This is a genomic window from Bradyrhizobium sp. NP1, from assembly GCF_030378205.1.
Taxonomy (GTDB): domain Bacteria; phylum Pseudomonadota; class Alphaproteobacteria; order Rhizobiales; family Xanthobacteraceae; genus Bradyrhizobium.
The window spans coordinates 4,678,715-4,699,694 of the sequence record NZ_CP127385.1 but is presented as its reverse complement, the minus strand read 5'-3'; the positions used below and the strand labels follow the sequence as shown (position 1 = coordinate 4,699,694).

21 protein-coding genes and 2 pseudogenes are annotated in these 20,980 nt (G+C 60.7%); 14 read left to right on the top strand and 9 right to left on the bottom strand.

The features are described from left to right. Positions 1 to 16 precede the first annotated feature (16 nt). The 8 genes and pseudogenes from fumC to QOU61_RS22705 all read left to right on the top strand — a co-directional run bounded on the left by fumC (position 17) and on the right by QOU61_RS22705 (position 9,701). Positions 17 to 1,441, top strand: a complete 1,425-nt coding sequence (gene fumC, locus QOU61_RS22740) for a class II fumarate hydratase (protein ID WP_289653436.1) — start codon at positions 17 to 19, stop codon at positions 1,439 to 1,441. A gap of 83 nt (positions 1,442 to 1,524) precedes the next feature. Next, positions 1,525 to 2,775 (top strand): threonine/serine exporter family protein, encoded by a 1,251-nt coding sequence (locus tag QOU61_RS22735; RefSeq protein ID WP_289653435.1) that lies wholly within the window; start codon positions 1,525 to 1,527, stop codon positions 2,773 to 2,775. 332 nt (positions 2,776 to 3,107) lie between these two features. Then, positions 3,108 to 5,060, top strand: a complete 1,953-nt coding sequence (locus QOU61_RS22730) for an adenylate/guanylate cyclase domain-containing protein (protein ID WP_289653433.1) — start codon at positions 3,108 to 3,110, stop codon at positions 5,058 to 5,060. A gap of 11 nt (positions 5,061 to 5,071) precedes the next feature. Next, entirely contained in the window at positions 5,072 to 6,346 is a 1,275-nt protein-coding gene (gene urtA, locus QOU61_RS22725) for an urea ABC transporter substrate-binding protein (RefSeq protein WP_502876970.1), read from the top strand. A 178-nt stretch (positions 6,347 to 6,524) separates the two neighbouring features. Beyond that, a complete protein-coding gene (locus QOU61_RS22720; RefSeq protein WP_289653431.1) occupies positions 6,525 to 7,025 on the top strand; it encodes a DUF417 family protein in 501 nt (166 codons plus the stop codon). A 212-nt stretch (positions 7,026 to 7,237) separates the two neighbouring features. Then, on the top strand, positions 7,238 to 9,277 hold the full coding sequence (locus QOU61_RS22715; protein ID WP_289653430.1) for a heavy metal translocating P-type ATPase: 2,040 nt from the start codon (positions 7,238 to 7,240) through the stop codon (positions 9,275 to 9,277). A gap of 4 nt (positions 9,278 to 9,281) precedes the next feature. Next, positions 9,282 to 9,510 (top strand): annotated as a pseudogene (locus tag QOU61_RS22710) (PRC-barrel domain containing protein). After that, the gene (locus tag QOU61_RS22705) at positions 9,441 to 9,701 is read left to right on the top strand and encodes a hypothetical protein (RefSeq protein WP_289662312.1); all 261 of its coding nucleotides are present in this window, start codon (positions 9,441 to 9,443) and stop codon (positions 9,699 to 9,701) included. Before QOU61_RS22710 ends, QOU61_RS22705 begins: the two are co-directional and overlap by 70 nt. Positions 9,702 to 10,167: 466 nt before the next feature. On the opposite strand, the gene QOU61_RS22700 is transcribed toward QOU61_RS22705, so the two are convergent. Then, entirely contained in the window at positions 10,168 to 10,368 is a 201-nt protein-coding gene (locus QOU61_RS22700; RefSeq protein WP_289653429.1) for a hypothetical protein, read from the bottom strand. 251 nt (positions 10,369 to 10,619) lie between these two features. On the opposite strand from QOU61_RS22700, the gene QOU61_RS22695 reads away from it, so the two are divergent. Then, positions 10,620 to 10,745 carry a hypothetical protein gene (locus QOU61_RS22695; RefSeq protein ID WP_289653428.1) on the top strand — a complete coding sequence of 42 codons (126 nt, stop codon included), beginning with the start codon at positions 10,620 to 10,622 and terminating at the stop codon, positions 10,743 to 10,745. A gap of 282 nt (positions 10,746 to 11,027) precedes the next feature. On the opposite strand, the gene QOU61_RS22690 is transcribed toward QOU61_RS22695, so the two are convergent. Further along, entirely contained in the window at positions 11,028 to 11,366 is a 339-nt protein-coding gene (locus tag QOU61_RS22690) for a CoA transferase (protein ID WP_289653427.1), read from the bottom strand. A 33-nt stretch (positions 11,367 to 11,399) separates the two neighbouring features. Beyond that, a complete protein-coding gene (locus QOU61_RS22685; RefSeq protein WP_289653426.1) occupies positions 11,400 to 11,909 on the bottom strand; it encodes a transposase in 510 nt (169 codons plus the stop codon). 127 nt (positions 11,910 to 12,036) lie between these two features. Between QOU61_RS22685 and QOU61_RS22680 the strand changes: the two genes are divergently transcribed. Both QOU61_RS22680 and QOU61_RS22675 read left to right on the top strand, forming a co-directional pair. Then, the gene (locus tag QOU61_RS22680; protein ID WP_289653425.1) at positions 12,037 to 12,555 is read left to right on the top strand and encodes a hypothetical protein; all 519 of its coding nucleotides are present in this window, start codon (positions 12,037 to 12,039) and stop codon (positions 12,553 to 12,555) included. Next, complete coding sequence (locus QOU61_RS22675) at positions 12,513 to 12,881, top strand: restriction endonuclease (RefSeq protein ID WP_289661677.1); 369 nt, start codon at positions 12,513 to 12,515, stop codon at positions 12,879 to 12,881. The genes QOU61_RS22680 and QOU61_RS22675 overlap by 43 nt, the downstream gene beginning before the upstream one ends. Positions 12,882 to 13,491: 610 nt before the next feature. Here the strand turns inward: QOU61_RS22675 and QOU61_RS22670 are convergent. Both QOU61_RS22670 and QOU61_RS22665 read right to left on the bottom strand, forming a co-directional pair. Further along, positions 13,492 to 13,998, bottom strand: coding sequence for a YkgB family protein (locus tag QOU61_RS22670; protein ID WP_289653424.1), 507 nt, complete (start codon positions 13,996 to 13,998; stop codon positions 13,492 to 13,494). Between the two features lie 47 nt (positions 13,999 to 14,045). Beyond that, positions 14,046 to 14,582: a carboxymuconolactone decarboxylase family protein gene (locus tag QOU61_RS22665; RefSeq protein WP_289653423.1), complete on the bottom strand. Its 537-nt coding sequence runs from the start codon at positions 14,580 to 14,582 to the stop codon at positions 14,046 to 14,048. A 133-nt stretch (positions 14,583 to 14,715) separates the two neighbouring features. Here QOU61_RS22665 and QOU61_RS22660 point away from each other — a divergent pair. Next, positions 14,716 to 15,772: pseudogene (locus QOU61_RS22660) on the top strand (AraC family transcriptional regulator). Between the two features lie 16 nt (positions 15,773 to 15,788). Here the strand turns inward: QOU61_RS22660 and QOU61_RS22655 are convergent. The 4 genes from QOU61_RS22655 to QOU61_RS22640 all read right to left on the bottom strand — a co-directional run bounded on the left by QOU61_RS22655 (position 15,789) and on the right by QOU61_RS22640 (position 19,377). Then, positions 15,789 to 16,832: an alkene reductase gene (locus tag QOU61_RS22655; protein WP_502876969.1), complete on the bottom strand. Its 1,044-nt coding sequence runs from the start codon at positions 16,830 to 16,832 to the stop codon at positions 15,789 to 15,791. A 139-nt stretch (positions 16,833 to 16,971) separates the two neighbouring features. Further along, entirely contained in the window at positions 16,972 to 17,646 is a 675-nt protein-coding gene (locus tag QOU61_RS22650) for a peroxiredoxin-like family protein (RefSeq protein WP_289653421.1), read from the bottom strand. 149 nt (positions 17,647 to 17,795) lie between these two features. Further along, the gene (locus QOU61_RS22645; protein WP_289653420.1) at positions 17,796 to 18,212 is read right to left on the bottom strand and encodes a hypothetical protein; all 417 of its coding nucleotides are present in this window, start codon (positions 18,210 to 18,212) and stop codon (positions 17,796 to 17,798) included. A 283-nt stretch (positions 18,213 to 18,495) separates the two neighbouring features. Then, the gene (locus tag QOU61_RS22640; RefSeq protein WP_289653419.1) at positions 18,496 to 19,377 is read right to left on the bottom strand and encodes a LysR family transcriptional regulator; all 882 of its coding nucleotides are present in this window, start codon (positions 19,375 to 19,377) and stop codon (positions 18,496 to 18,498) included. A 90-nt stretch (positions 19,378 to 19,467) separates the two neighbouring features. On the opposite strand from QOU61_RS22640, the gene QOU61_RS22635 reads away from it, so the two are divergent. Then, the gene (locus QOU61_RS22635; protein WP_289653418.1) at positions 19,468 to 19,701 is read left to right on the top strand and encodes a hypothetical protein; all 234 of its coding nucleotides are present in this window, start codon (positions 19,468 to 19,470) and stop codon (positions 19,699 to 19,701) included. A gap of 102 nt (positions 19,702 to 19,803) precedes the next feature. Continuing rightward, the gene (locus tag QOU61_RS22630; protein WP_289653417.1) at positions 19,804 to 20,976 is read left to right on the top strand and encodes a patatin-like phospholipase family protein; all 1,173 of its coding nucleotides are present in this window, start codon (positions 19,804 to 19,806) and stop codon (positions 20,974 to 20,976) included. Positions 20,977 to 20,980 lie beyond the last annotated feature (4 nt).

Genomic DNA, 20,980 nt, shown 5'->3' with positions numbered 1-20,980 from the left:
AGCAAGGAGAAACCGGATGACCAATTTCAGGAGAGAAAGTGACAGCCTCGGCGTGGTCGAGGTCCCCTCGGACAAGCTGTGGGGAGCGCAGACCCAGCGCTCGCTGGAGCATTTCAGCATCGGCAAAGATCTGATTCCGCGTGAGATGATCACGGGCTACGCAATCCTGAAGAAAGGCGCCGCGATCGCCAACCATGCGAGCGGGCGGCTGGACGACACGCGATACAAGCTGATCGTCCAGGTCTGCGACGAAATCCTGGCGGGCCAGCACCACGACATGTTCCCGCTGCACGTCTGGATGACCGGCAGCGGCACGCAGTTCAACATGAACGTCAACGAGGTGATTTCAAATCGTTGCAGCCATATCGCGGGCACGCCGCTCGGCAGCCACAAGCCCGTGCATCCCAACGATCACGTCAACATGGCGCAGTCGTCGAACGACTCGTTTCCTTCGACCATGAACATCGCGGCCGCCGTGAACGTCAAGCAGCGGCTGCTCCCGGCGGTCACCGCGCTGCGCGACGCCATCGCCGCCAAGTCCAAGGAATGGGACAACATCGTCAAGATCGGCCGCACGCATATGCAGGATGCGACCCCGCTGACGCTGGGCCAGGAATGGTCGGGCTATGCCGGCATGCTGTCGGATGATCTGGAGCGGCTGGAAACTTCGCTCTCGGGCGTCTACCGGCTGGCGCTCGGCGGCACCGCGGTCGGCACCGGCATCAATTCGGCGCCCGGCTTTGCCGAGGCGGCCGCGCGCGAAATCGGCAAGCTGACGGGCCTGCCCTTCGTCACCGCGCCGAACAAGTTCACCGTGCAGGGCGCCCATGACGCATTGGTGCAGCTGTCCGGCACGATGCGCACGCTGGCGGTGTCCTTGTACAAGATCGCGAACGACATCCGCCTGATGTCCTGCGGGCCGCGGGCCGGCTTTGCCGAGCTGAATATCCCGGAGAACGAGCCGGGCTCCTCCATCATGCCGGGCAAGGTCAATCCAACCCAATGCGAGGCGCTCACCATGATTGCCGTGCAGGTCATGGCGAACGACGTTGCGGTCGGTTTTGGCGGCGCCGGCGGCTATCTCGAGATGAACGTCTACAAGCCGCTGATGATCTTCAACATCGCTCACTCGGTTACGATCCTGAGTGACGGCTGCGTCAACTTCCGCAAGTTCCTGGTGGAAGGGACCAAGCCAAACCTGAGGAAGATCAACGAATATGTTGAACGTTCGTTGATGCTGGTGACAGCGCTTGCGCCGGTGATCGGCTACGATCGCGCCTCGAAGATCGCGCATTATGCCATCGATAACGACCTGACCTTGAAGGCTGCCGCTCTCAAGCTCGGCTTCGTCAGCGAGGCCGAGTTCGACCACGTCGTTGATCCTGCCAAGATGGTGAAACCCTACGTCGCTACCGCAGGGACGCCATCTGCCGTTGGCTAAAAGGAGAAATTAACGCGCGACGATCTGTCCAAGCGCCAAGCCGACGCTTGAAAGGGCTGTATTTCAATCCCGGAGAATGGGCCATGACAAATGAAGAGCATTCCGGGCTCATCCTCGCGATCACAAGGGTCCTTTATGTCAACGGCCAGGCAACGGATCAGGTGATAGTCGCAGGCCAGCGGCTCGGCGACAAGTTCGGGATCGCAGCCGACCTGTTGCCACGTTGGGGCGAGCTGCAGTTGCGGCAAGCCGGTGGAGGATTGACATCGATCCCGAGCGTCGTGGCGGATCCAACTGGTGTCAATATGGAGCGCGTCGCGTCGGCAATCCAATTGATCACCGAAATAGAGGCGGGCCGGCTTTCAGCAGACAAAGCGCACGAAAGGATCGTCACCATCGCCAAAGCACCGCCGGTGCCGACGTGGCTCTTTGCCCTGGTCGCAGCAGTCGGCGCGGCCGCACTAGCAATCATCTTCGGAATTCAGCACCAGCTTGCCACGTCGCTGATCTTCGCGAGCGCGGGCGCGGGCGCCGTGCTCCGCCGCGCCATCGCCAGGGTGAGCGCGAACATCTTCGTTCAGCCCTTCTGCGCCGCACTTCTTGCGGGTCTCATCGGCGGACTGGCGGTGCGCTATCAACTCAGCACGGCGCTGCGGTTGGTCGTGGTCTGCCCCTGCATGGTGCTTGTGCCGGGTCCGCACTTTCTCAATGGTGCGATTGACTTGATCCGCGGCCGCATCCATCTCGGTGCGGCACGCCTGATCTATGCCGGGCTCGTCGTGGTCGCGATCTCGGCCGGTTTGCTGCTGGGCCTCACGGTGTTCCAGGCGTCGTTGCCGGTTGATCCGCCCGCCACGGCGGTGCCTCTATGGCTGGATGTAATAGCGGCCGGCGTCGCTGTAGCTTGCTACAGCGTATTTTTCTCGACCCCTATGAACATGCTGGCATGGCCGGTCGCCGTCGGTATGCTGGCCCACGGTGTCCGGTGGGTTGCGATCACCAAATTCGGCTTCGGAGTCGTAACAGGCGCTCTCGTGGCCTGTCTTATCGTCGGGTTGCTGCTGGCCCCGGTTTCGCGCCGCAGGCATTGGCCGTTCGCAGCCATCGCCTTTGCCTCAGTGGTGTCGATGATACCCGGCGTCTACGCGTTCAGGATGATGAGCGGCCTTATGCAAATTGCTGACATGGCGCAGGCAACGTCTGAGTTAGTCGGCGCTACAATTGCCGATGGGATGACCGCACTCGAGGTTGTATTGGCCATGAGCTTAGGGATCGTCGTGGCGAAGATGGCGATCGATTGTCTCGTTGATCGGCGAGCGGTCACGAACGAATGATGCCGCATTCGCGCGAAAGGAGTGGTAGCCGCTCTAACAGCCACGGACAGAAGCGCAACGTCCTGTCGTAGTCGCCATCGAGAGCAAGGCGAAGCAGTTCGGAAAAGTAATAAGGGTGATTGACGCAAAGCCCCCTAAATCACGTCATTCCCAAAACAGACAGTTTCGCGCTTTCGCATTAACGTAGGAATGGGCCCGTCGCCAGGTATCCGGCAAGAGGCGTCGGCCGCTGGCGAGACTCATCTGACGATTCATCTCGCGTTTTTCGCCAACAGCACGGTCGACTCTAACCTAACCGGCCGGGCGCACGAGTTAACAGAGATAGAGCAGGTATGGCGACCCAGGAGGTTCAACTCAAAGAGCTGGTGCGGCCAAGTGATCGGTTGACGTTGACATTTCGAACCTCAATCACCGTCGCGGTGATGGCGTTTATCATTGCTTTAGCCGCGCTGCTGATTGCTATTCAGGTCCAGGCTCTTCATTGGGCAACGAAGGAAGCTGCATCCGCCTATATGGACGCGACGAGCGCGAAGGCATCGGGACGTCTTCAGACGGAGATGACCGCTATAGCATCGTTGGTGCGTGTGCTGGCGACCAGTTCCAGCGTAGCCGAATCAAATGAGAGTACCGAGACCGACCCGGCGATCGCACTATTCAAAGCCGCACTGCAGGAACTGCCCCAAATTGACAGTATCTGTGTCGCCTTTGAAAATGGCGCTTGGTTGCAGGTCCGGCGCACTAGTGACCTGAACGAGGAGCAGCGTGCGAAGTTACGCGCGACACCTCAGGCCGATATTGCCATCAATTCGATCCATCCTGGCCCGGGCGGCGAACTGCCCATGCGACGCATTTTTGAAGATCGGCAGGGCAATGATGTCGGACAACTGGATCTATGGAAATACGGATACGACGACCGCAAGCAGCCCTGGTATCACGACACGATGAAAGCCGACCAGTTGCTTGTCTCCTTGCCCTATCTTTCGTCCAGCATTGGCGCACCGGTGATCACGATTAGCGCACCCCTGCGGGGCAAGGTGCCGGGCGTCCTTGCCGCCAATCTCAAGCTCGATACTTTCAGCGATTTCGTCCAAACGCAACGGCCAGGAAAGCACGGTACCGTCTTGATCTTCGACTCCACCGGCTCCCTCATCGCCGACCCCGATTTTGCACAACTCGTTACCAGCGCGATGACACATCCATCTCAACCACAATTGCCCAACATCAAGGAGATCAACTCGGGGGTCGCAGCGGCTGTGCTGCGGGGGGCACACGGCCGCGAACATTACGATGGAAATATCCGTGACGACCAAGGCAATGACTACCTGTTTAGGTTGGCGAAATTCCCTCTCGGCGAGCCCTACAACGTCAGCATACTGTTAGTGGGAGCCCAAGGAGACTTTGCCCAAAATATTCGGAGGCTCCAGTTCACGGGACTAATACTTGCAACTATTGCCGCCGCTGTCTTCATTCCCGCCGTTTGGATATTTGGCAGCCGAATGTCTTTATCCCTGAAAGCCTTAACGGCTGAAGCCGTTAAGCTCCAAAATCTGGCTGAGCCCGCACCCAAGCTGGTCGTATCACGTATCAGGGAAATTCACGAGCTTGGTAGTGCGATGAGTCTCGCGCAACGTGCCATTTGGTCGTTCGCTCGCTTCGTTCCCAAAAAACTCGTCCAGCGGGTCATCGATAACTCCATCGCTACAGAGCTTGGCGGAGTTCGGGAGGAGATTACAGTCCTTTTCACTGATGTTCGGGATTTTACGACCATCGCCGAGTCCGTCGACCCCGACACTCTCATGCACCAGATGTCGCGCTATTTTTCGGTGCTTGCAGAGGCGGTCCTCGCTGAAGGCGGAACAATCGACAAGTTCATTGGTGACGCCATGATGGTGTTCTGGAACGCACCTAATCCACAGCCCGACCATGTTGAGCGAGCCTGCCGGGCAGCTGTTGCGGCCAGATTGGCTTGCGAAAAGCTCAACGCTCAGTTCGAAAGTGAAGGTCTGAAGCCATTCTTCACACGGTTTGGCATTCATGTCGGGGATGCCGTGGTCGGCAACCTCGGCTCCGCCGAGCGCATGAACTACACGGCTCTCGGGAATACGGTGAATCTCGCAGCGCGCCTCGAAGGTCTGAACAAGCAGTTTGGGACTGCTATCCTTGTGAGTGAAGGCGTTTACTTGCGAGTTCGTCATTGTTTCCTGTTCAGATCCATCGAGTCGGTCATTGCCAAGGGCATGACAAAGGCAACCCGCATTTTCGAGCTGATCGGGGCAGCGACGTGAAATCAACTTCGATGCTGCGAGGTGTCCTACCGGGATTGTTCGGTCTGTGGCTTGTGTCTCTCGTTTCAACGGGTCACGCAAGCGAAGACACCATCAAGGTCGGAATTCTACATTCTTTGTCGGGCACCATGGCGATTAGCGAGCCGGTACTTAAGGACAGCGTTCTCATGTTGATAGAAGACCAAAACAAAAAGGGGGGGCTGCTGGGACGGAAGTTGGAACCGGTAGTAGTTGATCCCGCGTCTGATCCGGACATGTTTGCGAAAGAAGCCAGGGAATTACTTTCGGAGAAAAAAGTCGCGGTTGTGTTCGGCTGCTGGACCTCTGCGTCCCGCAAAGCCGTTCTGCCGATCTTCGAGCAGCTGAACGGCTTACTCTTCTACCCAGTACAATACGAAGGCGAAGAGAGCTCGCGAAACATTTTCTATACGGGAGCAGCGCCAAATCAGCAGGCAATTCCGGCTGTTCGATATCTGATGAGCAAGGAAGGAGGCGAGATCCGCAGATGGGTTCTGCTCGGCACTGACTACGTCTATCCGCGCACGATCAACCGAATCCTGAGCGCGTATCTCGCCGAGAAGGGCGTATCGCCAGACGACATTATGACCATTTACACACCGTTCGGCTATTCCGAATGGCGAGGGATCGTCGATAGGATCAAAGCCTTTGGTTCGGAGGGAAAAAAGACCGCAGTGATATCAACCATTAACGGAGATGCTAATACCCACTTCTATGCGGAGCTCGCAGCCCAACATGGGGACGCCAACGAGATTCCAGTCATGGCTTTCTCTGTCGGCGAGCGCGAATTGCTCGGCGTAGGCATCGTCCCAGTCGGGCACTTGGCAGCCTGGAACTATTTCCACGCGGTCAACTCACCAGAAAACAAAGTGTTCGTGAAAATGTGGGCTGAGTTCAACGAGCAAGGAGACAAAATGACAAATGACCCGATGGAAGCGACCTTTATTGGCTTCAGAATGTGGGCGCAAGCCGTTGTCCAAGCGGGCACCACCGATGTGGATGCGGTCCGGCAGGCCATGTACGGTCAGAGAATCAAGGCGCCGAGCGGCTTCGAGGTTGTGATGAACACGAATCATCATCTTTCCAAGCCAATCATGATAGGCAAAATAAATTCTTCCGGGACTTTTGACGTCATTTGGCAGTCAATCAATCCGGTCCGAGCCGAGCCCTGGAGCAGGTATCTCCCCGAGAGCGCAAGGCGCACGGCCGATTGGACCTTTCCTTGGGTATGCGGAGGGTGCATTGAACCAACATTCCATGACTGGTGACGGTCCGATTTTTGGTGAGCTACGGAGCGAGCCTCGCCGCTGGATATCGTCAGGTAGGTATCTACGCCGGCCAGATTCTGAACGGCGCAAAGCCAGCAGATCTGCCCGTTGCGCAACCCACCAAATTTTAGATCGCGATTAATCAGAGGACCGTAAAAGCGCAATGAGGAACGACATTATGAATCGGTTGAACCAGCTTATGCTTTATGTTTCGAAGACCGCCCCGTTCCGAAGCGATCTTGACCGTCATCTGATTCGTGCCGCGATGATCTTTACGTTCTTCGCCTTCAGCATCCAAAAGTGGAGCCAGTACACCGCCGAGATGCTGGTCCCCTTGATCAGCCATAGCCCCATCGTCTTTTGGCTGCTCCCGGCCTTCGGCGTTCGCGGCGCGGGTTTCTTCCTCGGGACGACCGAGACGATCTTCGGCACTCTCATTTTCCTTGGCTATTGGAGCCCCAGGCTTGGCATCCTGGGCGCGCTTGGGTCGATCGTAACCTTCATCGGCACCATCAGCATTATTCCTTTCCTGCCCGATGGCTGGGCCCGTGAGGCGGGCGGATTCCCGATCATGACCCTGCCACTCGGCTTCCTGATGAAGGACGTTCTGTTCCTCGTCGCTTCATTCTATCTGTTCAAGTGGGATCTGACACGTGCGGCGAAGATAACACGGAGTTGAATCGCGAGATCATCTCGGAAGCAGGGTCGGCATGAATTGCCTGCCCCAAGCAGTCCGGCTCACTGAAGCTGATGTCCAACTCAAGAACGATTCCGATCGACAGGCGCGAAGGTCGCAGGAGACGTGCGCGCAACGGTAGCGCAAACGCCGAACGTCACAACAATCCTGCTCACGCTGGGGGGTGACCAATGCCTCATGGGAATATGGGCCATATGGGTCCGATCGCGCACCATCACATGAACATGGGTCATGGGCATGTCAGAAACGGCCACGCGGCGATGGTTACAGATTTCCGGAATCGATTCTGGATCTCGATGATCCTGACCGTTCCGATCCTCGCTTTGTCGCCGCTCATGCAGGACTCGCTCGGCCTGCGCGAGCGTCTTGCCTTTAGGGGAGAGTCTTACGTCCTCTTCGGTCTTTCTGCCGTGGTCTATCTCTACTGCGGCTGGCCTTTCCTCAAGGGAATCCGCAACGAACTGACGGCACGCCAGCCCGGAATGATGACGCTCATTGGGGTCGCTATTTCGACCGCCTTTTTCTATTCGAGCGCGGTGGTCTTCGGCCTTCCTGGAACGGTGTTCTTTTGGGAGTTGGCGACGCTGGTCGATGTCATGCTCCTTGGACATTGGCTTGAAATGAAATCCGTCTTGGGAGCTTCACGCGCCTTGGAGGCGCTGGTTCAGCTTCTGCCGGCGACCGCGCACCGGCTCAAACCCAATGAAGACGCCGAAGATGTCCCAATCGCCGAATTGCGCCCGGGCGACCGCGTTTTGGTCAAGCCCGGCGAGAGGGTACCGATCGATGGTGTGATCACCAAGGGTTACTCCAGCTTCAATGAATCGATGCTGACCGGAGAGTCGCGGCCTGTTGAGAAGACTGAAGGCCAAGAGGTTGTCGGCGGGGCGGTGAACGGCGAGGGTGCCGTGACCGTTGTTGTGCGCAAGACCGGGGATCAGACGTATCTGGCCCAGGTCATTGCGCTGGTCCAACAGGCACAGGAGACCCGCTCGCGGACCCAGGATTTGGCCAATCGCGCCGCCTTGTGGCTGACCTACATTGCTCTATCCGTCGGCGGCGCAACCCTCGTGGCGTGGCTCGGCTTTGGCTTCGGCTTTGACTATGCGATCGAGCGGATGGCAACTGTCATGGTCATCGCCTGTCCGCACGCGCTCGGTCTCGCAGTGCCTCTGGTCGTTGCAGTGAGCACGCGGCTTACGGCTCAGAATGGCCTTCTTATCCGCGACCGCGCCGCGTTCGAACGCGCCCACAATCTGGGCACCGCGCTATTCGACAAGACGGGAACCTTGACAGAAGGTCGGTTTGGAATTGTCGAAGTCGTGACGCTGTCTGATTTGTGCGAGAGCGAGATACTCGCGTGGGCCGCAGGGCTTGAAAGTCAATCAGAGCATCCGATTGCGCAGGGCCTCATGCGAGGTGCCAAGCAGCGCAGCGTCACGCCGAAGCCGGTCCGGGATTTCAAAAACCTGCCGGGCCAAGGTGCTGAGGCCGTGATCGAAGGACATAGCGTCAGAGTCGTGAGCCCCGACTATGTCCGCAAGCGAGGACTGGACACGCGGCACGAGCGTATCAAGGAATTGGCCGACGAAGGCAATACCGTCGTCTACCTGCTGATCGATGACAAGCCAGTCGGCGCGATCGCTCTTGCCGACGTGATTCGCAAAGAGTCCTTCGATGCCATCGCACGTCTCAAAGCCATGGGGATCAGCTGCCTGATGATCACAGGCGACGCCACGGCGGTTGCCAAGTCGGTCGCCGCTCGGCTTGGTCTCGACGACTACTTCGCTGAAGTCTTGCCGCACCAAAAGCTTGAGAAAGTCCGCGAGGTGAAGGCACGCGGCGTGACCGTTGCGATGATCGGCGATGGTGTCAATGATGCGCCAGCCTTGGTCGAGTCCGATCTCGGCATTGCGATTGGCGCCGGAACCGAAATCGCGGTTGAGTCAGCGGACGTCGTATTGGTGCGCAGCGATCCCCGCGACGTTTTCGCCATCGTGGCGCTCTCGCGTGCGACTTATCGAAAGATAGTTCAAAATCTCTTGTGGGCGACGGGTTACAATATTGTTGCTATTCCGCTGGCCGCCGGCGTGGCCTATCCGTGGGGGATCGTCATAAGTCCAGCCGTTGGCGCCGCCCTCATGTCGGCAAGCACGATCATCGTCGCCATTAACGCGCAGTTGCTTGCGCGTGCGCGAAGCTTGGTTGCCAGCACTGGCCAGTCGGTGGAGTAAGCACATGATAGGGGCGCGGGGCTTCGGTCCCGCGCTTTTCGCACGGGTCGAGCTTGTCGGCAAAGCCGTGGTCTTCTCCGACGGCAAAGCCGGAACAATCGATAGGGTCTTTCTCGATGAGCTGCATGGCCTGCGCGTTTCCGTGGCAAGGCCATGAAGGCCAATGGCCGATCTCGACAGTCAAATTGGTCGAAGAAAATGCTGCCGGTGCTCCGGGGAAATCATCGGGTTGACGCGGATCAGATTGGGGCCGCTCCTTTCAATCCGGGTGCAGAGCAGCCCTTTGCGCTTCGAGATCCGCAATCAGGACCGCGATGCCGTCATGCGTCCGCTGATCCGTGAGGCGACTAGCCAGACTTCTAAGATGCCCAATTCGTTCGTGATCTCTCAGCACTTTGCACACATGCTGTACGATCAATCATGACGATGGCGGTTCCTCGGTAAAGGTGAAACGGCCACGATGCTGCCGACGGGGCGCGGCTGCGCTGCTTACCCTAGCCAGGTGCCGCGTTTGTCCACGCGGCGGGCACAAGCGACCGCAATCCTGTGCTGGCCCATTTAAAGGGACGGCTTTACTTCTTCGGTTCAAATCAAATCGTTCGATCATGCGGGTGCCTTCCCAAAGCTCTACCACCTGACCTTCGGCGAGCTGCTCCGCCCGCTCCTTGGCGTCGCCCTCAGTGGTGCAATGCGCGTCGATACGATTGATGATGCGGCCGTGCCGGCCGATGACCTAGACCCGGTACTCCCTCATCAGCTTCACGCCTCACACCCGTGTGCGTTAGCCATTTTTCCCAATCTAGGAGGCCAGTGGCAACAGGTTTCCCGAGGCCGCAAGAGATGCGCCAAGCGCCGGCTTGGGGCCGCGCGGCAGCCTACCCGCCCTATCGCTACTTTGGAGGCTGCAATCCCCGCGAGTTAGCCCAGTCGTTTAAATGAGCAGCGGTGTCGGCCTGACGTGCCTTCTTCAGAAGCGCGTCCCGTTCGGGACCGGCCGGTAGTTTTTCGGCTTGGTCGTGGACCTCTTTTGCCCGCACCTGCAACCTGTCTTTGAATGTGGTGAGCTGCTTGAAACGGCGCCCTTCGAGCATGGCACTCCTCCTTCTTTTTTCAGACGGAGCGCAATTGGTCTGTCAGCCACCGGGCCGCCTACGACAAGGAATTTGCCGGTGATGGCTACTAATGTTCCACAAACGGTTGCGAAAGGTCCTTTTTTCGGAACCGGCCGGGGTCCCAATGGCACCAGAATGCGGCAACGCAAACGTTGGGCGGCTTCTCGTTTGAGCCTACCACCGTCGCCGCCCCGCCGTGTTTCATTTGAGGAACCGGCCGGGTGGGACCGATGTTGAAGGTCTGGCAGGGACTGATACGGACGCTGGACATGGACCGTACTGAAGTCTGCTTCCTTTTCGTCGCCGCCTCTGGATTTGCTGGGGTGGCAGCAACCCTGCTGATGCTGTTCAATTGAACGAATAGGCCGGCGGCGCTCGTCCCGAGCCTTGGCCAAAAAAGACACGTCGTGCGGGTGTCCGAACCGGGGCGGGGCTCAGTGCGAGAATTTCACAGCCCATAGATCAAACTGTGAAACGCGTGCAGCGCAAGCCCGGGTATGCCTTGGGCGCAATATGCCATGATAATCGATGTCAACTGGGCTCGCTTAGGGGGCGTTCACCGCTGGCATCGGCCCGACGCTCATTTGAGGCGCCGGAAGGCCCAAGAGCGTGCCGTTTAGGCCACGGACACCAAAAACTCAGCGGAGAACGGTCGGGTGGAACGTAGGTAGCGCTCCCCCGCTACCTTTGCCCGCTGCAAACAGGGCGGTTGAGACGGCCTGGAAGGCGTACAGGCCGGTGCAAACGTCGGAGAGAGTGGCGCCAACCCGATGCGGGATGTTGTCGGCTCCGACATTGACCGATACCAATCCGGAAAACGCCTGTGCCACGGAATCCGAGCATGGGCGCTGAGAATAGGGACCCTCTTGTCCGAAGCCGCTGATCGACAGGTAAATCAGACGAGGGTTGTCTTTGCTGAGCCTTTCGTAGCCTAAACCGAGCCGCGCCATTACGCCTGGCCGGAACCGTTCGATCAAGACATCACTTTCTCGGCCAGCTTGCAAGCTACGTCAATCGCCTCTGGTCTCTTGAGGTCGAGAGAGAGACTGCATCGATCCGATCAGCCGTTCGGCAAAGCCATTCTGCCAAGGCGCCGCTGGTGCGGTAGGCCTGTCCCGGATGCGCAGCGCGCGCAATCTTCGTGTGACAACGCTGCCATAGACCCGGTCCCGATCGCGGATCATGTAGCCCGGAGCCTCATCCCAAGGAAATGCCTCCGTTATTTGACGTGCAACCCATTCAGCCGTTGGATTTGCGGTGACGTTGATCCAGACGAGCTCTCTGCGGTCGAGCCGGACCACGACGAAGGCATAAAGCAGGTCGAACCCGAGCGTTGGAACAACGAACAGGTCCATGGCGGCAATGTCCGGCGCGTGGTTGCGCAAGAAGGTCCGCCATCCCTGGCTGGGTGGCTGCTGCCGTTTGACCATGTATTTGGCAACGCTCGATTGCGCGATCCCAAACCCAAGCTTGAGCAGTTCGCCGTGGATGGGGGGCGCGCCCCAAAGAGGGTTGTCCATGCTCATCCGCCGGATCAACGCACGCAGCCTGGCCTCAATCTGCGGCCGGCCTCCCAAAGATCGTGACTTCCAGCGCCAGTAGCAGCGAAAACCGGCTCTGTGCCAACGCACGAGCGTTTCGGGCCGGATGACAAGGACCATCATCGATGGAGCGGACCTGGTCGACCCAAAACAGACGCTGGAGGGTATCAAACAGCTGGAGACGGGTCCGTGGCGGTTTTCCACTGTCGCAAGTCATCGCGAGCTCGGACTCGGCACGCCCATCCGACTCCCGCCACTAAACGCAGAATCTTTCGTCGCATTCCTCGACCGCGTCTTCGACGGGAAACTAGACACGGAGACGATGAAAAGGCTCTTGACCGCGACAGGTGGCAATCCACGCTTGGCGCGAGTCTTGGAGGATCAGTGGCGCGCGGGTCATGTGCCGGATGTTGGCGCGCTTGCGGCGCTGCTGTCTCCTTGGCACACCCCGGGGCTGGTCGGGACGGACGGGCGGCCGCTTCGCCCCGGCGGTGAGAGGGAACGCCGGATCATCACCGATGTCCGCGTCATCAGCGATGCCTTCGTCGCCAAGTCGCTGACGATCCTCGGCTCTTGTTTGAGATGCCGCCACGCCGTTTCGAAGAATTCGTCGCCGAGCTCTTAGAGCGCCATGGCTACACAGTGACGCTTACCCCACAGACGCGCGACGGCGGCAAGGACATGTACGCAGCCCGGCGGGATGATGTTGGATCGTTCCTCTATGTGGTTGAATATAAGCGGCATGCACCCGACCGTCCTGTCGGCGTTGGCGTCGTGCGTGCGCTGCACGGCGTGGCTCAGCACGAGCGTGTCAACGCGGCGATGGTCATGACGACGTCCTACTTCACTGCGCCGGCCCGTGAATTCGCCAGTGACCTTCGCTACCAGGTTTCCCTGAAGGACTATCTCGACCTGCGCCATTGGCTAGATCGCTACCGCAGCGGTGCCTGACAAAAATCTTGACGGTACGCGTGACGGTACGGCGTAAACGCGATGCCGCAAACCTCAATGCTGGGGCGGGTTTAGTCGATCAATTGACAATCGAGTGGGGGTAGTGCGGCCGGCTGCTATCGCAGTTTTGCGTAGTCTGGTGGAGTTGTTCTCGCTTCCTTTCGCATTGAGGACGCCGACCGAAGTAGTGAGCTAGCTTATCCCGGTTGAGGTCGGTAATCCAACGCGTTTTCGCTAACGGAGCATTGCAGCGTACTTGATCGTACAGAGGGGCGGGGCGTCCAAAGCTCCAGCTTCAAGCACCGCGAGGTTTTGGCGGCAAAGCGGACATTCGGCCGAAGCCGCTCGTCTCAGAAGGATCCAGAATGTGACTTGGCGCGAGGCCGCTTGTGGCGGAACAAAGCGGACACGCCTCACATGGCCGATCGCTCGTATCCTCGTCAGTTTTCTGTTTGCGCCTTGGCCCGCCAGGTGCATCAGACCGTCGGGCGCACAAACAGTTTGATTGCCGCGGAATTTTCCGCAGCACTCCTTCGGCATTTTTGGAACGCGCAATCGCCGGCGAGCGTGAAGCTCACCGGCGACGCATCGCCGTCAGCAGGGTGCCACCCTATTGCCGCGTCAGGCGAACCACATCCTGTCTCAGCAGGTAGAGCGAGACGGCGAGCAGCACGAGATCCTTCAGAAGGAAGGCCGAATTAATCGTCATCGCTGGAAAGCCTCCGGCGCCAGCATCCCACGCGTCAGGAACGAACGGCAGGACCGTGAAGGTAGCGATGAAGGTGAAGGTCGAACCGAGGGCGCCGAGCATGCCGGCTTTCTTGTTCCAGAAACCCAGAAGCAGCAACGTGCCAAAGGTCCATTCTGAGGTGCCGAGAAAAATGGCGGTGCCGCGAATGCCCAAAACCGGAATCGTCCAGAAGATAAACGGGCCGTGGGTAATTATGGGCAGCAGTCCTCTGATCTCCGCTTCGAACCATTTGTCGTACCCGAACCACGCGAAGATGATCACCATTGCGGCGCGGAGCAGGTGGTAGTCGAGGTCCTCGGCCAGCAGGCCGGAGCTGTGCAGCGCGCGGACGAGCGGATTGTGAACGGTGGTGGACAGCGTAGTCATGGTCGTGATCCTTTCATGTTTGAGATCTGACGGATCGCACGGTCGCCTCACGCGACGGCGGGGAAGTCGATCTCGGTGTCATTGATGTTGTTGAAGACGTTGGTGAAGACGGTGGTCGCGAAAGCCAGGCTGATCTCGACCAGCTGGGCGTCGCTGTAGCCGGCGGCCTTGATCGCCGCGAACTCCTCGTCGCTGACGGTGCCGCTGGTTTCCGCGAGCTTGCGGACGAAGCGGGCCAATGCATCGCGCTTGGAATCGCCTGTGGGCCTGCCATCGCGGATGTTCTTGAGCTCGTCGGGCTTCAATCCTGCGAGCTTGCCGAGCAGGCTGTGTGCAGCCACGCAGTAGTCGCAGCCAGCGACACCGCTGATGATCAGCTTGATGGTTTCCTGGTCGCGCTTGCTAAGCGAGCCAGATGCGAGCACCGCATCAGCGGCGAGAACCGACTTGAGCGCAGCCGGACCGTGGGCAGCGATGGCCGCAAAGGTGTTCGGCACGCTGCCGATCGCCTTCTTGATCTGCGCGTAGACCTGGCCGGACGGACCGGCATCGGATTCGAGATTGGGGACGGCAAGACGGGACATGATGGCACTCCTTTGTTGGGATGGTGAACGATTGCGGAGTGACAGTATGAGCAGTGGGCGAGACTTTGAATGTCGCGAATACTCGACTATATGCTCTATCGTCTCAATCCCTTCGTCCGTTCGGGAGGTCGCCATGGACCGGCTCAGCAGGCTGTTCGAGATGATGCCGGTGCGCGGGCGGCTCGATCTGCGCTGCTCCTATGGCGCGCCATGGCGGATCGATCAGGGGCCGGGCGAGGCGAATGAGATGCCCTATCACGCGGTCGTCGGTGGTTCGGCCGTGTTGGAAGACCCGGCCGGCGGCAAGCCGCTCCGGCTGGAGACCGGGGATATCCTGCTGCTGCCGGGCAATCCGCGCCACGTCATGCATGACGGCGGCGGCGCTCGGCCCAGGCCGGCGCGAGATCGCCGGGAGCTCAATTTCATCATCAGCGAGAACGCCGGCAGGGGAGACCGACTCGACTTGCTTTGCGGGCATTTCGCGATCGCGCCTCCGCACGATCGCCTGCTGCGCGCCTATCTGCCGCCTCACCTGGTGGTACATACCCGTGGTCAGGACGGAGGAGAGAACGCCGCACAGCTCGCCGGCCTGGTCGCCCTGATGCGCGGGGAGTCGGCGGACGATCATCTCGGCGGTCGCGCGATGCTGAATGCGCTGTCGACCGCAATGTTCGCGCTGGTGCTGCGGCTCGCAAGCGAGGCCGACGACGCACCGCGTGGTCTCCTCGCGCTTGCCGGTCATCCGCGCCTGTCGCCGGCCGTGGCGGCTCTCTTCAACGAGCCTGCGCGCGCATGGTCGCTGCCCGACCTCGCGCGCCTGTGCAATATGTCGCGCGCCACGCTCGCCCGGCAATTCCAGGAGAAGCTCGGGCGCTCGGCCTCCGATCTTCTGACTGACGTCCGGATGACGCTCGCGGCGAACGAGTTGAGGAGGTCGTCTCTTTCGACGGGCGCCGTGGCGGAGGCGGTTGGCTACCAATCCGAAGCCGCTTTCCAACGCGCCTTCAAAGAGCCACATGGGCGTCACTCCGGCGCAGTGGCGCAAGATGCAGGAGCCGTCGGGTCAGGACATCTTCGCAAGGCCGGCAGCTCCTGCCGATGCGAATCCGGCGAAGGTCATTGAAGCCGATGCGGTTGACGAGCGTAGGCCAGCGAAGGGCGGCGATGCACCCTCGCTGGCCGAGAGATGACAGACGCGAGCAGGGTTCAGGCTGCTGCCGCCGCCTCTGCGGTCGGGTAGTCGGTGTAGCCGCGCGCGTCGCCGCCGTAGAAGGTCGACCGGTCGTAACGGGTGAGCGGCAAGCCCTGGCGGATCCGCTCCGGCAGATCCGGATTCGAGATGAAATGGCGACCGAAGGCGACGAGGTCGGCGTCGCCGAAGGTGACGATGGCTTCCGCGGAAGCCGGGGTGAAGCCGCCAGCCGCGATCAAAGTTCGCGAGAACTTCGGCCGCAGATGCTGAGCGGCGATCGGCGCCCGGCCATGCGAGAGCTCCTCGGTGCCCTTGATGCGCGGCTCGACGACGTGGAGGTAGGCGATGCCCAGGCGGTCAAGCTGCGTCGTCACGTAGCCGAAGGTCGCCGCCGGATCGCTGTCCGACATGGATCCGTAGGTGCCGCTCGGTGCGATGCGCACGCCGACGCGATCGGCTCCCCAGACCGAGATGGCGGCCTGCGTCACCTCCAGCATGAAGCGGGCGCGGTTTTCGATGGGGCCGCCGTATTCGTCAGTCCTCTTGTTCGTTCCGTCCTGCAGGAACTGGTCGGGCAGGTAGCCGTTCGCGCCATGGATTTCGACGCCGTCGAAGCCCGCCCGCAGCGCCCGCTCGGCGCCCGACCGAAACTCCTCGATGATGGCGGGGATCTCATGCAGCGCGAGTGCGCGCGGCATCGAGAACGGGACCTCGCCGCGCGTGGAGTACGCGTGGCCCTCGGCCGCGATGGCGGAGGGCGCGACCGGCGCGTCCCCGTTCGGCTGCAGGTCGACATGCGACTGCCGGCCGACGTGCCACAACTGCTGGAAGATGCGGCCGCCCCTGGCGTGGACCGTCTCGGTGACGCGCTGCCATCCCGCGATCTGAGTGTCCGAGTAGATGCCGGGCGCACCGGCATAACCGTTGCCGCGGATCGAGACCGGCGACGCTTCGGAGATGATCAGGCCGTCCTTGGTCGTGCGCTGCTTGTAGTATTCGACCATCAGCTCGCTCGGGATGTCGCCGGGGTCGGAGCGCATCCGCGTCAACGGCGCCATGGCGACGCGATGGGACAAACGATAGGGGCCGACCTGGGTCGGGGTGAAGAGCTTGGCCACGGGTACATTCCTTTCGGGTGCTTGAGTGGAAGGACAGCGGCCGGTGGTCATTGCGCCCCACCGGCCGCCTCATGTGCCGTCACACCTTGACGGCCGCCGCCCGCTGGAGGACCGGGACCATGTCTTCAGGCTCCGGCCGGCGGGTGTAGTCGGGGTTCACTTCGGAATAGAGGATGACGCCGTCCTGTCCGATGACGTAGCGGGCCGGCATTGGCAGGGTCCAACTCGGGTCGTCGTTGAACGTCGGCAGATCGTTCTTGAGCTGCTTGTAGAGCTCGACCAGATAGTCGGGCAGGTTGAAGCGCAGGCCGAACGCGGCGCCGACCTTGCCCTTCGCGTCCGACAGGATTGGAAAGGACAGCTTGTTCTGGCGCACCGACTTGCGGCTGTTCGGAGCGGTCTGCGGCGAGATCGCGACGAGCGAAGCGCCGTACTTGTCGAACTCCGGCTTGGCGGCTTCGAGCGCCTGCAGCTCCATGTTGCAGTAGGGGCACCAGACACCGCGGTAGAAGCTGAGCATCAGCGGGCCGCGCTTCAGCAGGTCGGCCGAGCTCACGACATTGCCCTCCGGATCCTTGAGCGAGAAGGTTGGAGCGAGGTCGCCGGCCTTCTTGGCGCGCTTGGCCGCGCCCGATTCGATCAGTTCTGCGGTGGCGCGGTGCATCGTCTCGATGACGGAGCGAGGAACGCTATAGGGCGGCTTTCCAGCCTCGAAATCGGCTTTGAAGGCATCGAGCTTGGCTTGAAGCGACATGACGGTTCTCCGTTGGCGTCGGCGTGGAGGACGGCGGCGCCGCCCGTTTGGTTGAACTCACGTGCAGAAAGCTAAAGGAGGCCGCCGTATGAGGTAGCGGGCACGACGGACTAGCGCTTATTCCGGCCCGGAATGAGAACCGCCCAATCTCAGCAGCCACGGCAGATGATCAGCTTGCGGTCCAACTCCTGGTCCACCTGCTGTTGCTGGCGTTCCCATGTTGAGACGGCTTCATGACGGGGGACGTCTGCCTGGCGGGGCTGCCGATGGCCGACCGGAGCAAGCCAGGGCAAGCGTGAGGTCAACACGATCGGCGCACGATCCGTGGCGGCCCTGATCGACACATCGGGGTAAACAGCAGCCGTATCTTGCCGGTCGGTTGCGTTCGCCGGCGACAGCAGAGCGACAAAGACGGCCACGGCAGCGGCTGCGCTGAGTGAGCGCTTCAAGGTCGAGGTGCGGGACATGATGACACTCCTTTGCAGGAGGCTCGAGATGAGCAACTCCATGCGTGTCACCGTACTGATCTGCTTGAGATGTTGAATGTCGGTGGGGCTCGAAGACATGCTTGTTCGTCTCACGAACTCCCGAGATGCGCCCCATGGCTGCGGTCGCACGCTGCGCGGTCGCCGAGCGCTTGCGGTCGTCTGACGTGATGCGGGACGGCTAGATCGCGCTCTCGTCGGAGAGAACGGTCATATGGGCACTTCCGAGATCTTGCCCGACGAAGCCTCCGTGGTTGACCGGGATCTCCGCCTCATGCCCCGCCAGCATCGACGAGAACCATTCCGGCGACCGCCGAGACCGAACCGCCTCGCGAGCGGCAGTAGGGTCCGATCTTCTCCGAACTTAGGCGTTGAACGAACGTTCGAAGAACCCGACGAAGGCTCGCGCCTTGGCTGTCGCCGCACGGCCGGTCGGAAGCACCGCCCACAGGTCGAGCGGCGGGAGACTCCATTCGGATAGGACGGTGCGAACGGCGCCCGATTGCAGTTCCGGACTGAACATCCACTCCGACGCGATGGTTAGGCCTGCATGAGAGAGCACTGCGGCTCTTACGCCTTCCGCGGCGGTCACCCGCAATCTGCTTTGAACGTTAACGGACAATTCCGTGCTTTCGCGCCTGAAGGACCACACACTGCCTTCTCCCTGCAGATAGACCACGGCCTGGTGCTTGCTCAGCTCGCTCGGAGTCGAGGGTATGCCCGCCCGATCGAAGTAGGTGGGCGTCCCGAGGACGAGCCGCTTGCACCTTGCGACGCGGCGAACGGTCAGTGTCGAATCCATCATCTTTCCCATCCGGAGCGCCACATCGATGCCCTCCTGGACGAGGTCGATCTGACGGTCGTCCAGGACCACCTCGAGATCCAATTCGGGATGCTGAGCCATGAACTGCGGCAACATCGGAATGAGATGGATGCGTGCGAACGTGACGGCGGCGCAGACGCGCAATCGTCCTTTAAGACCTGCTCCGGCTCCGCGTGCGGCGAGCTCGGCCTCGGCCGCTTCCTCGAGAGCCCGCCTGGCGCGCTCGAGATAACCGAGCCCGGCTTCCGTCGGGGTGAGGCCGCGCGTCGAACGCGTCAGCAGCTTGACCCCGAGGTATTCCTCCAGTTGGGCGACCGATTTGGAGACGGCTGGCTGCCCCACCCGAAGCTGTCGGGCCGCTCCGGAGAAGGAGCCCGTTTCAACGACCCGCACGAACGTCTCCATTGAAGCTAGACGATCCATCCTATTCTCCGCAGGAATGAGCGATATCGCTCCGTCCTGTCTGCCATGACTGAAAAGAACTGGCCACTCTCCACGCAAAGGAGAGACGCAATGGGCACGAACGAACACCCGATCGCGAGCCTCGTCCGGGCCGCCGGCGCCGACCGGATCCGTTCGATCCGCGCGAAGGCGGTCCCAAGCGAAGCGGTTCCGATCCTGAGAGCGACGGCAAGGGATGCCTTGTTCGCCTATGCGATGACGGGCAGTGCGGTGGCGAGCCTGGCCATCCTCGTCGCGCCCCATCTCGAGATGTTGCTTCGCTGCGCCGCCCACGGACGCGGCTAGGACGTACCGATATCGACCATCGTGGTGGCCGGTGGACAGATCGACAGAACGCCGTTCCGGCCTTGAATCGGCGAAGAGTTACTTGAAAGTAGGAGGGCCCGCATGAACCGACCGACTGAACGGCCTGAAGCCGCGGATCGTTCGCAGCGCCGGGCGGATCGCGCTGACCTCCCGGGACAGGTGGTGCTCGTTCTGCAAGGCGGCGGCGCACTGGGATCCTATCAGGCCGGTGTCTATCAAGGGCTGCAGGAAGTCGGAATCGAGCCGGACTGGATCATCGGCACCTCGATCGGCGCCATCAACGCAAGTCTGATTGCCGGAAACGAGCCGCAGCGCCGGCTGGAGCGGCTGCATGCGTTCTGGAGCCGCGTGCAGCGCGTCCCGCATTGGGGCTTTGAGGGCGCTTTCCCTGGACTGGACGGACGCTGGTCGCACTGGAGCACGCTGACCCAGGGCATCCCCGGATTTTTCACGCCGAACCCGCTTGCCCATGCCGGAGACGCCTTTCCGCTGGGCGCCGACCACGCCGGCTACTACTCGACGGCGCCGCTCGAACACACTCTCGCCGAGCTGGTGAACTTCGACCTGATCAATCAGGGAAGGCCGCGCCTGACTGTGGGCGCGGCGCATGTGCGAACCAGCCGGATGCGCAATTTCGACAGCCGCGATGGCAGGCTCGACGTGAGGCATATCATGGCTTCTGGGGCTCTTCCGCCTGCCTTTCCGCCCGTGCGTATCGACGGCGAACTCTACTGGGACGGCGGCATCCTTTCCAATACACCCACCGAGGCGGTGTTCGATGACAATCCGAGAAGGGACTCGGTGATCTTCTCCGTCCATTTGTGGAATTCGGTGGGACCCGAGCCGATGACGATGGCCGATGTTCTCAACCGCCACAAGGACGTCCAGTATTCGAGCCGCATTGCGAGTCAGATCGCGCGCCACCGGCAGACGCATCGGTTGCGTCACGTCATCAACGAACTCGCATCGCGGCTGCCCGAAAGCGAGCGCAGCAACCCGGAGGTCAGGGAATTGCTGGGCTATGGCTGCCAGACCCGAATGCATGTGGTCCAATTGCTCGCGCCGCAGTTGGAGTATGAAGATCACACCAAGGACATCGATTTCAGCCAGACCGCAATCGAGCAGCGTTGGGAAGCAGGCTATACGCACACCAAAGCCGTGCTCGCGCGTAAGCCCTGGACGGACCATTTCGACCCACTGTCGGGTGTTATCCTTCACGAAGCCAAGGACCTGACAGCGCTCGTCGCCGAATGAGCGA